8 protein-coding genes are annotated in these 12,521 nt (G+C 72.2%); 7 read left to right on the top strand and 1 reads right to left on the bottom strand.

Going from position 1 to position 12,521, the window contains the following annotated elements; all coding sequences use genetic code 11:
- The first annotated feature begins 103 nt into the window (after positions 1–103).
- The 7 genes from AC07DI_RS08155 to AC07DI_RS08125 all read left to right on the top strand — a co-directional run bounded on the left by AC07DI_RS08155 (position 104) and on the right by AC07DI_RS08125 (position 10,055).
- Positions 104–1,303 carry an acyl-CoA dehydrogenase family protein gene (locus AC07DI_RS08155; RefSeq protein WP_478903004.1) on the top strand — a complete coding sequence of 400 codons (1,200 nt, stop codon included), beginning with the start codon at positions 104–106 and terminating at the stop codon, positions 1,301–1,303.
- Between the two features lie 196 nt (positions 1,304–1,499).
- Positions 1,500–2,234, top strand: a complete 735-nt coding sequence (locus AC07DI_RS08150; protein ID WP_478903002.1) for a hypothetical protein — start codon at positions 1,500–1,502, stop codon at positions 2,232–2,234.
- 171 nt (positions 2,235–2,405) lie between these two features.
- On the top strand, positions 2,406–3,362 hold the full coding sequence (locus tag AC07DI_RS08145; protein WP_478903001.1) for an oxygenase MpaB family protein: 957 nt from the start codon (positions 2,406–2,408) through the stop codon (positions 3,360–3,362).
- On the top strand, positions 3,344–5,581 hold the full coding sequence (locus AC07DI_RS08140) for a serine/threonine-protein kinase (RefSeq protein ID WP_478902999.1): 2,238 nt from the start codon (positions 3,344–3,346) through the stop codon (positions 5,579–5,581). Before AC07DI_RS08145 ends, AC07DI_RS08140 begins: the two co-directional genes overlap by 19 nt.
- A 123-nt stretch (positions 5,582–5,704) precedes the next feature.
- Positions 5,705–7,255: a phytoene desaturase family protein gene (locus AC07DI_RS08135; RefSeq protein WP_478902998.1), complete on the top strand. Its 1,551-nt coding sequence runs from the start codon at positions 5,705–5,707 to the stop codon at positions 7,253–7,255.
- A gap of 107 nt (positions 7,256–7,362) precedes the next feature.
- Entirely contained in the window at positions 7,363–8,490 is a 1,128-nt protein-coding gene (locus AC07DI_RS08130; RefSeq protein ID WP_384256327.1) for an NAD(P)H-dependent flavin oxidoreductase, read from the top strand.
- Complete coding sequence (locus AC07DI_RS08125; RefSeq protein ID WP_478902997.1) at positions 8,487–10,055, top strand: acyl-CoA synthetase; 1,569 nt, start codon at positions 8,487–8,489, stop codon at positions 10,053–10,055. Before AC07DI_RS08130 ends, AC07DI_RS08125 begins: the two co-directional genes overlap by 4 nt.
- 49 nt (positions 10,056–10,104) lie before the next feature.
- Here the strand turns inward: AC07DI_RS08125 and AC07DI_RS08120 are convergent, their stop codons facing one another.
- Complete coding sequence (locus tag AC07DI_RS08120) at positions 10,105–12,516, bottom strand: penicillin acylase family protein (protein ID WP_478902995.1); 2,412 nt, start codon at positions 12,514–12,516, stop codon at positions 10,105–10,107.
- Between the last annotated feature and the right edge of the window lie 5 nt (positions 12,517–12,521).

Below are 12,521 nucleotides of genomic sequence, written 5' to 3'. Positions count from 1 at the left end.
TCGCCGCCATTCCCAATTTCTGGAACGGGTTCTACTGTGTGCGCCGTCAGAGCCTGTGTCATATCCGGGACCGAGCACCGAGCCAGTAGCGCCTGGAGGGGCCGTGCACCTCGAATACACGCCTGAGCAGCAGCAGTTGCGCACCGAGCTGCGCGCGTACTTCGCCGAGCTCGTGCCGGACGACGCCCACGCGCGATTCGCCGAACCGCCCGCACAGAAGCGGTTCTACCGCGAGACCGTCCGGCGCCTGGGGGCGGACGGGTGGCTCGGGGTCGGCTGGCCCAAGGAGTACGGCGGGCGCGGCCTTACGCCCATGGAGCAGTTCATCTTCTTCGACGAGGCGGCCCAGGCGGGCGTCCCCCTGCCGCTGATGGCCCTCAACACCGTCGGCCCGACGATCATGCAGTTCGGGACGGACGAGCAGAAGGCCTACTTCCTGCCCCGTATCCTCTCCGGCGAGCTCGACTTCGCCATCGGCTACAGCGAGCCCGACGCGGGCACGGACCTCGCCTCCCTCAGGACGAAGGCCGTCAGGGAAGGCGACGAGGAGACCGGGCACTACACGGTCGACGGCCAGAAGATCTGGACGACCAACGGAGACACCGCCGACTGGGTCTGGCTCGCCGTCCGCACCACCGCCGTCGAGGAGGGCGTCCCGCCGCACAAGGGCATCACGATGCTCCTGGTCCCGACGAGTGACCCCGGCTACTCCTGCACCGTCATCAACACCCTCGCCTCGCACGACACCACCGCCAGCTACTACGAGAACGTCCGCGTCCCCGTCTCCCGCCGCGTCGGCGAGGAGAACAAGGGCTGGCGCCTGATCACCAACCAGCTCAACCACGAGCGCGTGACGCTCGCCGCGCACGGCACCATGGCGATTCGCGCCTTCCACGACGTCCAGCGCTGGGCCATGGACACCAAGCTCACCGACGGCCGCCGCGTCATCGACCTCGGCTGGGTCCGCAAGCGCCTGGCACAGGCCCACACGAAGCTCGACGCGATGAAGCTCCTCAACTGGCAGATGGTGAACGCCGTCCACGAAGGCACCCTCACCCCGCAGGACGCCTCCGCCGTCAAGGTCTACGGCTCCGAGGTCCGCCGGGACGCGTACGCCTGGCTCATGGAGATCGTCGGCGCGGCCGGCGCCCTGAAGGAGGGCTCGGCGGGCGCGGCCCTCCACGGCGACCTGGAACGCGGCTACCGCTCCGCCGTGATCTTCACCTTCGGCGGCGGGAACAACGAGATCCAGCGCGAGATCATCGCGTGGATCGGCCTCGGGATGCCGAGGGTGCGTCGGTAGCGGTCCGCGTCGGGCGCTACTGTCCGGGAGGTCACCGCAAGATCGGCCGGCCGCGCCCGGACAGCCGGACGAGGAACCTTCGATGCCGAAGCTCGGCCGTGCCGACTAACGAGCGGGCTCAGCTCCGTTGCTGACGAGGCGTCACGTCGGGACCCGGATGTCCAGCCCTCCCTTCGCGCCGCTAGGCTTCGTACGCATGACCGAATCCTCAACGCGCGACCGGCTCGCGACTGATCTCGCGAGACCTCCGGCCCGCCGCGTCTTATGGGTCGCCGCGGGCGCCACCGTGCTCCTGCTCGCCGCCGACCTCGCCACGCGCGCCTACAACCACTACGACCCCATACCGAGCGTGCGCAAGCTGGTCAATGTCGACGTCGAGGCCAACCTGGCCACCTGGTGGAACAGCACGCTGCTGCTGGCCGTGGCGGGCCTGGCACTGATCGCCGCGCTGCTCAGCGGGCGGGGTACGCGCCCCGGGCGGCTGTCCTGGCTGGGGCTCTCCACCGCGACCGTACTGCTCAGCATCGACGAGACCGTCTCGTTGCACGAGCGCCTCGGTGAAGTCGGCCGGTCGTGGAAGAAGTGGGCCGGGGGCTCGCTGCCCACGCACGCCTGGGTGCTGCCCGGCGCCCTGCTCGCGGCGGTGGGCACGCTGTGTGCCGTGCTGTGGGCGCGCAGGCTCCCGCGTGACCTGCGCAACGGGCTGCTGCGCGCGCTCGCGGTGTATCTGGGCGGGGCGCTGCTGGCCGAGGCGTTCAACGGCTGGGCCCTGGAGAACGGCCACAGCACCGTGCTCATGCTCGGAACGATCGGGGAGGAGGGGCTGGAGATGGGCGGCTGCCTGGTCGCCCTCGCCGTCCTCGGCCGGTATGTGGTGTTCGAGCACGACCCGTCGTCCGGGCGCGCGTCCGTCCGGCTGAGGGAGGACTAGATCCTTCCCCCAAGACTGCCCTTCCGGTCTTGGCGGCTGCTGGTCCCGGGCAGGCATCCTGGTCACACTGGATGCCCGAGAGGCGGAAGCCGTCAGTCGGTTCTTCGAGCGTCAGCCGGTCCTTGGAGCACCAGCCGGTCCTTCGAGCAGTCGTCAGGAGATGGTCGCACCATGCCCGAGCACATAGCCGGGCCCAGGCCCGGGCCCGAACCCGACCCCGGGCTCTTCGGGCCGTCCTCGGTGACCTGGCAGGCCCACTCCGACCCGATGATGTGGATCGCCGGGATCCGCGCCCTCTACCTCCAGGCGCTGCACCCCCGCGCGGTCCGCGGTGTCATGGAGAACTCCGACTTCCGGAAGGACGCCTGGGGACGCCTCATGCGTACCGCCAACTTCGTGGGCACCACCACCTACGGCACCACCGAGGTGGCGGAGAAGGCGGGGGCCCGGGTCCGGAAGATCCATACGATGCTGCGGGCGACCGACCCGGCGACGGGGGAGCGGTACGGCGTGGACGAGCCCGAGCTGCTGCTCTGGGTGCACTGCGCGGAGATCGACTCCTATCTGCATGTCGTACGCCGGTCCGGGTTCCCCCTCACCGACGAGCTGGCCGACCGGTACGTCGACGAGCACCGGCAGAGCGCCCGGCTCGTGGGCCTCGACCCCGCCGACGTACCCGCGTCGAGCGCCGAACTCGCCGCGTACTTCGAGGAGGTGCGGCCCGAACTCGCCGCCGGGGCCGACGCCCGCGCCGTCGACGACTTCCTGCGGCGCCCGCCGACCCACCCCCTGCTCGTCCCGGCGCGCGCCCTGCTGTGGCGGCGTGTGGCCGCTCTGGCGTACGCCTCCCTGCCGCCGTACGCCCACGAGCTGTACGGCAGGGTCGCCCCACCGCCCACCACCGTCACCCGCCGCCTCGTCCTCACCGGCACCGTCCTGCGCCGCATCCCCACGCGTCTGCGCTGGCAACTTCCGCCGAAGCACATCCTGCGCGCCGTGGCGAGGCTCGGACCCGGCAGCCGCCCGGCCCCGTACAAACTCCACAGACGCAACGCCATACTGGACGGGCCGGGGAGGGCGCAGCGAGGCAACGGGGGCGACAGCAGGAGATGGCGGACACCAGGCTGATCCAGGGCCGATACCGGCTTCTGGATCTCATCGGCCGCGGCGGCATGGGCGAGGTGTGGCGGGCGCGCGACGAGTCGCTCGGCCGCCACGTCGCCGTCAAATGCCTCAAGCCGATGGGACCCCAGCACGAGGAGTCCTTCACGCGCGTGCTGCGCGAGCGCTTCCGGCGCGAGGCACGCGTCGCGGCGGCGCTGCAGCACCGCGGCGTCACCGTCGTTCACGACTTCGGCGAGTACGACGGCGTGCTGTATCTGGTCATGGAGCTCCTCGAAGGCCACAATCTCAGTCAGCTCCTGGAGGACAACAAGCAGCACCCGCTGCCGGTCCCCGAGGTGGTGGAGATAGCCGACCAGGTCGCCGCGGCCCTCGCGTACACCCATGAACAGGGCATCGTGCACCGCGACCTGAAGCCCGCGAACATCATGCGGCTCGCCGACGGCACCGTGAAGATCTGCGACTTCGGTATCGCCCGCCTCGGCGCCGACATCGGCTACACCTCGCGCCTGACCGGCACCGGCATCGCGATGGGCACACCGCACTACATGTCGCCCGAGCAGATCGGCGGCGACGCCGTCGACCACCGCAGCGACCTCTACTCCTTCGGGTGCGTGCTGTACGAGATCGCCACCGGCGCCCCGCCGTTCGACCTGGAGGACGCCTGGGCCATCCTGGTCGGGCACCGCGACACCGCGCCCGAACCGCTGCGCACCCACCGCGACGAACTGCCCGAGTACTTCGACCGGATCGTCCTCGACCTGCTCGCCAAGGAGCCCGAGGACCGGCCCGACGACGCGCGCGAGCTCGGCCGCCGCATCGCCGCGGGCCGCACCTCGCTCCCGTACGTCCCGGCCGCCGCCACACCCCCCGGCCGCCGCTCCGGGCAGCTGCCGTCCCACGGGCCCCGGCTGCCCTCCTGGACCCGCGGCATGACCACCGGGCACAAGGCGAGCGGCGCTTCCGTCCTGCGCACCACCCCGCCCGACGCGGCGGCGGGCCTGACCGGCGAGTGGATCCCGCGCATCGACGCGCGGCGGGCCGCGGCCCCGCACAGCCCCGAACGGCCCGCGCCCCCGCCGGAAGTGGTCGCCGCCCTCACCAGCCGGCACAACGCGGGCCTCAGCCTGGGGCGTCTGGGGCGCTGGGCCGAGGCGGGCGAGGTGCACCGCGCCGTCGCCGCCGAGCGCGAGCACGCGCTGGGCCCGGACCACCCCGACACGCTCGCCAGCCGGTACGAGGTCGGCTTCACGCTCTCCCGCACCGGCCGCGCCGCCGACGCGCTGCGCGAGTACGGCCGCGTCGCGCAGGGCAGGGAGCACACGCTCGGTCCCGACCACCCGGAGACGCTCGCCGCCCGCCAGGAGATGGCGTACGTACTGGGCCAGCTGGGCCGGCACTTCGAGGCCCACCAGACGTACACCTCGGTGCTCGCAGCCCGCGAGCGCACGGCAGGCCCGGACCACCCGGACACGCTGCGCTGCCGCCACAACCTCGCGTACAACCTGAGCCGCCTCGGCCGCCTGGAGGACTCCTACCGGCTGGCCGAGGCGGTCGCGGCGGCCCGCGCCCGGGTGCTCGGCCCCGCCCATCCCGACACACTCGTCACACGGTACGAAGTGGCGTACGCCCTTGGCCAGTTGGGACGCTGGCCCGAGGCCCTGGAGACCTACCGCGAGGTCGCCGACGCCCGGGTGCGGGCCCTCGGCGCCGACCACCCCGACACGCTCGCCGCCCGCTACGAGGTCGGCATCAGCCTCGGCAGACTCGGCCGCAGCGGGGAGGCGCTCGAGCTCTACCGCGACCTGATCGACGACCGCACGCGCGTCAACGGCCCCGCCGACCCCGAGACGCTGCGGGCCCGGCACGGCCTCGGCGTCAACCTGGGGCGCCAGGACCGCTGGGAGGAAGCGCTCGCGGAAGCCAGGGACGTCTGCGCCATCCGGGAGCGGGTCCTCGGCCCCGACCACCCCGACACGCTGGTGAGCCGCCGCGAGGTCGCCGTCGGGCTGGGCTGGCTCGGCCGCTGGGCCGACGCGCTCACCGAGTACCGCAGGGTCGCCGCGGCCCGCGAGCAGGTCCTCGGCGCCGACCACCCCGACGCCCTGGCCAGCCGCAACGACGAGGCGCACTGCCTGGAGCAACTGGGCCGCGGCGCGGAGGCCGCCGAGCTCTACCGCAGGGTGGCGGCGCTGCGCCAGCGGTGGGCCACCGGAGGGTACTGAGAGCCTGTCTTTGCACCCCCGCCTGCGCGCCGAGGCCCGGCGTGACCGCCATGCCTGGTGCGACCGCCACGCCTGCCGGGACGGGCACGCCCCGCCAACTCCCGGCGCGTGCTAGGAAGAGCCATGCCTGATCGTGACGTGTACGACGCAGTCATCGTCGGCGGCGGCCACAACGGCCTCGTCGCCGCCGCCTACCTCGCCCGCGCCGGGCGGTCCGTGCTGCTCCTCGAGCGGCTCTCCACGACCGGCGGAGCCGCCGTCTCCAGCAGGCCCTTCGCCGGGGTCGACGCGCGGCTCTCGCGCTACTCGTACCTGGTCAGCCTGTTGCCCAAGAAGATCGTCCGCGATCTCGACCTGGACTTCAGAGTGCGCACCCGCACCGTCTCCTCCTACACCCCGGCGGAGCGGGCAGGGCGCCCCACCGGCCTGCTCGTCGGCGGCGGAGAGGCCCGCACCCGGCAGGCGTTCGCCCGGCTCACCGGCGGCCACCGCGAGTACCAGGCCTGGCGCGGCTTCTACGCCATGACCGGGGAGGTCGCCCGCCGGGTCTTCCCCACCCTCACCGAGCCGCTGCCCGGCCGCGCGGAACTGCGGGCCCGCGTCGACGACGAGACCGCCTGGCGCACCCTCTTCGAGGAGCCGATCGGCACGGCGATCGAGGAGCGCTTCGACGACGACTTGGTGCGCGGTGTCGTCCTCACCGACGCCCTGATCGGCACGTTCGCCGACGCCCACGACCCGTCCCTGCGGCAGAACCGCTGCTTCCTGTACCACGTCATCGGCGGCGGCACCGGTGACTGGAACGTGCCCGTCGGCGGCATGGGAGCCCTCACCTCCGCCATCGCCGACTCGGCCCGCATGTCGGGTGCCGTGCTCAGGACGGGGTGCAAGGTGACGGGGATCGCCACCGACGGACGGCGCGCCGAGGTCACGTACGCGACGGAGGACGGCCGGCACACCGCCGCCGCCCGCCACGTCCTGGTCAACGCATCACCGCAGGCCCTCGCCGGGCTCCTCGGCGACGAGCCGCCGCCGCCCGCCGAAGGCGCCCAGCTCAAGGTCAACATGCTGCTCACGCGGCTGCCGCGGCTGCGCGACCTGTCCGTCGACCCGCGCGAGGCGTTCGCCGGGACCTTCCACATCGCCGAGGGGTACGAGGCGCTGGCGGCCGCGTACACCCAGGCCGCCGCCGGTGCGCTGCCCGCCGCGCCGCCCTCCGAGATCTACTGCCACTCGCTCACCGACCCGACGATCCTCTCGCCCGAGCTCGCCGAGAGCGGCCACCACACGCTCACCCTCTTCGGGCTGCACACACCGGCGCGGCTGTTCGCCCACGACAACGACGCCGTACGCGCCGAACTCCTTCAAGCCACCCTCGCGCAGCTGGATGCGCACCTCGCCGAGCCGATCGCCGACTGCCTGGCCCTGGACGCCGAAGGGCGCCCCTGCATCGAGGCGAAGACCCCTCTCGACCTGGAACGGGACCTGCGCCTGCCTGGCGGCAACATCTTCCACCGCGACCTCGCCTTCCCCTACGAGCAGGAGGGCACCGGGCGGTGGGGAGTGGAGACCCGGCACGCCAACGTCCTGCTGTGCGGCGCGGGCGCGGTGCGCGGCGGCGGTGTCAGCGGCATTCCCGGGCACAACGCCGCCATGGCCGCCATGGGCGTATAGCGGGTCTTCGGGCCTTCGGACGAGAGGGCGAAGGGAGCGGCGCGAAAATCTGACGCTGCATCAGAAAAGGTCTTCCCTCGGGCAGTGTGCTGCGGCATCCTGCGCCCATGCAGACGGAGTTGAGCAGGAGACTGGGAGTCGAGCACGCCATTTTCGGCTTCACGCCCTTCCCCGCGGTGGCCGCCGCCATCAGCAGGGCGGGCGGATTCGGGGTGCTCGGTGCGGTCCGCTACACCGAGCCCGACGAACTGGCCAGAGACCTCGACTGGATGCAGGAGCACGTGGACGGCAAGCCCTACGGGCTCGATGTCGTCATGCCCGCGAAGAAGGCCGAGGCCGAGGACGGGCACGCGCTCACGGAGGCCGACGTCGAGGCGATGATCCCGGAGGGGCACCGGCAGTTCGTCAGGGACACCCTCGCCAAGCACGGCGTACCCGAGCTCTCGGAGGGCGAGGCGTCCGGCTGGCGCATCACCGGCTGGATGGAGCAGGTCGCCCGCAACCAGCTCGACGTCGCCTTCGACTACCCCATCAAACTCCTCGCCAACGCACTCGGTTCACCGCCGGCCGACGTCATCCGGCGCGCCCACGACCACGACATCCTCGTGGCCGCCCTCGCGGGCAGCGCCCGGCACGCGCGCAAGCACGCGGAAGCAGGCATCGACATCGTCGTGGCCCAGGGGTACGAGGCGGGCGGCCACACCGGCGAGATCGCCTCCATGGTGCTCACCCCCGAGGCCGTCGACGCGGTGGCGCCGCTGCCGGTGCTCGCCGCCGGTGGCATCGGCAGCGGACAGCAGATCGCGGCGGCGCTCGCACTCGGCGCGCAGGGCGTCTGGCTCGGCTCCCTGTGGCTCACCACGACGGAGGCCGACCTCCACTCGGCCGCCCTCACCCGCAAACTGCTCGCCGCCGGTTCCGGCGACACGGTCCGCTCCCGCGCCCTGACCGGCAAACCCGCCCGCCAGCTGCGTACGCGCTGGACCGACGCCTGGGACGATCCGCAGGGCCCGGGGCCGCTGCCGATGCCGCTGCAGGGGCTGCTGGTCGCCGAGGCCGTCTCGCGCATCCAGAAGTACGAGGTGCAGGAGCTGCTCGGCACCCCGGTCGGCCAGATCGTCGGCCGGATGAACAGCGAACGCAGCGTCAGGGCCGTCTTCGACGATCTGACGCGCGGCTTCGAACAGGCCGTCGACCGTGTCATCCGCATCGCGGAAAGGGGAAGCCGACCGTGAGCGCAGCGTCAGTTCCGAGCACACCCCCCAACGGCTTCTGGGCCCAGGCCTCGGCCGACCCCGGCCGCACCGTCCTCGTCACGCCCGAGGGCGAACAGTGGACGGCGGGACGGCTGCACGCCGCCGTCAACCAGCTGGTGCACGGGCTGCGCGCCGCGGGCCTGGAAACCGGCGACGCGTTCGCCGTCGTGCTGCCCAACGGCGTGGAGTTCCTCACCGCGTACCTCGCCGCGTCACAGGCCGGCTTCTACCTCGTGCCCGTCAACCACCACCTGGTGGGACCCGAGATCGCCTGGATCGTCGCCGACTCCGGCGCCAAGGTCCTGATCACCCACGAGAGGTACGCCGACGCGGCCGTGGCGGCGGCCGACGAGGCGGGCCTCGCGGCGAGCCACCGCTACGCCGTCGGGAACGTGCCGGGCTTCCGCCCCTACCGACAACTCCTCGACGGGCGGCCCGAGTCGCCCCCGTCCGGCCGCACGCTCGGCTGGGTCATGAACTACACCTCGGGCACGACCGGCCGACCCCGCGGCATCCGCCGCCCGCTGTCGGGCAAGCTCCCCGAGGAGTCCTACCTCGGCGGCTTCCTCGGCATCTTCGGGATCAAGCCCTTCGACGGCAACGTCCACCTCGTCTGCTCACCGCTCTACCACACCGCGGTCCTGCAGTTCGCGGGCGCCGCCCTGCACATCGGCCATCCGCTGGTCCTCATGGACAAGTGGACGCCCGAGGAGATGCTCCGCCTCATCGACACGCACCGCTGCACGCACACCCACATGGTGCCGACCCAGTTCCACCGGCTGCTCGCGCTGCCGGACGCCACGAAGGCCGCGTACGACGTGTCCTCGATGCGGCACGCCATCCACGGCGCCGCGCCCTGCCCCGACCACGTCAAGCGCGCCATGATCGAGTGGTGGGGCAACTGCGTCGAGGAGTACTACGCGGCCAGCGAGGGCGGCGGCGCCTTCGCCACCGCGCAGGAGTGGCTGAAGAAGCCGGGGACGGTCGGAAAGGCCTGGCCCATCAGCGAGTTGGCGGTCTTCGACGACGACGGGAACCGCCTCCCTCCGGGCGAACTCGGCACCGTCTACATGAAGATGTCCACCGGCGGCTTCTCCTATCACAAGGACGAGTCGAAGACGAAGAAGAACCGTATCGGCGACTTCTTCACCGTCGGCGACCTCGGTCTGCTGGATGAGGACGGATACCTCTTCCTGCGCGACCGCAAGATCGACATGATCATCTCTGGCGGTGTCAACATCTACCCCGCCGAGATCGAGTCCGCGCTGCTCACCCACCCCGCGGTCGCCGACGCCGCCGCGTTCGGCATTCCGCACGAGGACTGGGGCGAGGAGGTCAAGGCCGTCGTCGAGGTCGCCGAGGGCAGGACCGCCGACGACGCGCTCGCCGCCGAGATCCTCGGCCACTGCCAGGAGCGCCTCGCGGGCTACAAGCGGCCGAAGAGCGTCGACTTCATCGAGACGATGCCGCGCGACCCCAACGGCAAGCTGTACAAGCGGCGGTTGCGCGAGCCGTACTGGGAGGGCCGGGAGCGGGTGCTCTGAGGGGTGGGGCACGGGGCGGGCCGACTGCCTTCCCGTGCCCCCGACGGCCTCAGCCGCGCTCGCGCACCCGCACCACCTCCAGTGCCGGGTCGCCGAGGATGTCCTTCTCGCAGAAGCGTGACGTCACCCAGCGCTCCTTGGAGTACAGCTTCGTCTGGTCGCTGTAGTGGGGCGAACGGGGGTTGGAGGACTGGGAGTACGTCAGGAGCGTACGGGCCTCGGGGCAGCGGCCGGCGTTCCAGCCGACCGCCTGGATGTGGCTCGACCCGTGCAGGACCTCGGTGTACCCCTTCCCGGCGTCCCAGTTGGCCTCGACCTTGTTCCAGACGCCGAGGGACTCCGTGCCGCCGGAGACCGGGATGCGCCCGCCGCCGCGCACCACGTACTGGTTCTCACCCAGGGGCGCGTCCAGGGCGATGCCCGCCGCGTTCAGCTCCGTCACCGCGTCGGCCAGCGCGGTCGGGAAGCCCGGCTGCGCTGTGTCGAGGGTGTTCGGGGTGCGCACCGGGTCGGCCGCCGAGAACGGCACCTTCCACAGTCGCGCGTTCGGCACGGCCGCCGTCAACTTCCGCCAGAAGCGGTCGAAGAGCAGGGCGCCGCGGCTGCCGGTGTCCATGGTGTGGTCCCAGCGGGCCAGGACGTCACAGGCCGCGCGTACGTCAACCGCCCTGCCGTCGCTGCCGGGTGCTGTCCCACCGGGCAGTGCGGCGCAGGCCCTCGCCGTGTCGCCCGCCGCGAGATCCGCCGCGGGCACGCGGTTCGCGAACTGCTGGCGTTGCAGGTCGCGGACGGTCAGGCCGCCCCTCTCCGCCATCGCCGACACATCCTCGATGCCCCCACGCGTGCGCATCGAGCGCTGCGTGCCGATCGTGCCGAAGATCCGCTCGTACCCCGTGAGCGGCTTGTCGGCGTTGGTCAGCCAGGCGCTGTCGTTGGAGTTCTCCGCGTACGGGGCGTCCCTGAGGGTCGGCATCCGTGAGGGCCCGAAAATGCCGGGCTGCACCGCGTCCTTGTCGGAGCCGAGCGCGCAGGCGCCCCGCGAGCCGTCGAGGACGGCTACGCCCGACGCCGGATAGGTGACCTTGCCCAGCGCGGTGCTGCAGCGCTCGGCCAGCTCGTCGGTGATGCGGGGGAGCACCTGGGACTGGCTGAGCAGCGAGTGGCCGTGGCGGTCGGCGGCGACGGTGTTCACCCAGGGCAGCCCCTGGGTGTCGCGCAGGGACTTGAGGACGCCCGCGGTGGAGCGCGCCCTGCCGAAGCCGAGGTCGGTGTCGCTGCCGCGCAGATTGACGGCGTTCGGGTCGTTCAGCGCGTACGCGGTGGTCGAGGACCAGGGCAGCGGCAGCTGGGGGCCGAGGGCGGTGACGACGGGGCCGTAGCGGGTCCACCACTGGGTGCGGGTCACCGGTGCTCCGTCCTTCACCGCCACCGTGACCGTACGCTTCGTCATCTTGTGCCGCTTGCCGTCCACCAGATAGGTGGTCGGGTCGCCCGGGGCCAGCGTCAGCTGGTGCAGGTTGAGGGTGACGCCGGTCGCGACCGTGTGGCTCCACGCCACGTCGCCGTTGAAGCCGATGTTGACCACGCTCGTGCCGAGCAACGACCCGCCGGACACGTTCAGTTCGCCCGGTATGGTCTGCTGCGACTGCCAGAAGCGGCGCCCGCCCTGCCAGGGGTAGTGCGGGTTGCCGAGCAGCAGCCCCCTGCCGTTCGCGGTGGTCTCTCCGCCGAACGCGACGGCGTTGGAACCCATGTCCGCGTCCTGCGTGGAGAACAGCTCGCGGGCCGCCTTCGCGGTACGCCCGGGATCGGCCGTCCGGTTCTTCCCGCTCGCCGTACCGGGCGGCGCGGCGGCCGTGATGCCGTCGATCCCGCGCCCCTGCCCGCCGAGCACCTGCACGGCGAACCCCTGCCGCGCCACGTCGAGAGCGGTGATCGGGCGCACCCAGTCGGCCTTCGCGCAGGCCGGGTCGGTGACGCGGTTCTGCTTCAGCCACGTGTTGTAGCCGGCGGCGAAGCCGCGCATCAGCTCCTTGGACCGCCTGCCGGGACCGGCGGGGGCCGGCTGGTCAAGCAGCTTCTCCACGGTCCCGGCCTCCCGTACGCCGCGGAAGTACAGGTCGCTGGCGAGGTTCGTGGACGCGGACGACAGCGCGCCACCGGGGGATGCGTCCGGGCCGAAGTGCCGCGAGCGCTCGCCGCGCACGGTCACGTAGCCGTCGGCGAGCGTGCACACCTGGTCGGCCGCCTGGGCCCAGCCGGTGCCGAAACCGAGGTTCTCGTAGTCCTCGGCGAGGATGTGCGGAATGCCGTACTCGGTGTAGCGGATGGTGGCGTGCAGGCCGCCGCCGGAGGGGCGGGCGTCCCGGGGCGCCGCCCCCGCGCCGGACGCGGGCAGCAGGGCCGCCGCCGTCAGCAGGGTGATTCCCACGGCCGCCGTGCGTCTTGTGCGGATGCGCATCGTGC

This window comes from Streptomyces sp. NPDC044106 (assembly GCF_056433985.1).
This window is presented reverse-complemented; position numbering and strand designations above follow the sequence as displayed.

Excerpts from the sequence above, each read along its gene's own strand:
- AC07DI_RS08150 (WP_478903002.1), top strand. The coding sequence starts at position 1,500 with ATGACCGAATCCTCAACGCGCGACCGGCTCGCGACTGATCTCGCGAGA.
- AC07DI_RS08145 (WP_478903001.1), top strand. The coding sequence starts at position 2,406 with ATGCCCGAGCACATAGCCGGGCCCAGGCCCGGGCCCGAACCCGACCCC.
- AC07DI_RS08140 (WP_478902999.1), top strand. The coding sequence starts at position 3,344 with ATGGCGGACACCAGGCTGATCCAGGGCCGATACCGGCTTCTGGATCTC.
- AC07DI_RS08135 (WP_478902998.1), top strand. The coding sequence starts at position 5,705 with ATGCCTGATCGTGACGTGTACGACGCAGTCATCGTCGGCGGCGGCCAC.
- AC07DI_RS08130 (WP_384256327.1), top strand. The coding sequence starts at position 7,363 with ATGCAGACGGAGTTGAGCAGGAGACTGGGAGTCGAGCACGCCATTTTC.
- AC07DI_RS08120 (WP_478902995.1), bottom strand. The coding sequence starts at position 12,516 with ATGCGCATCCGCACAAGACGCACGGCGGCCGTGGGAATCACCCTGCTG.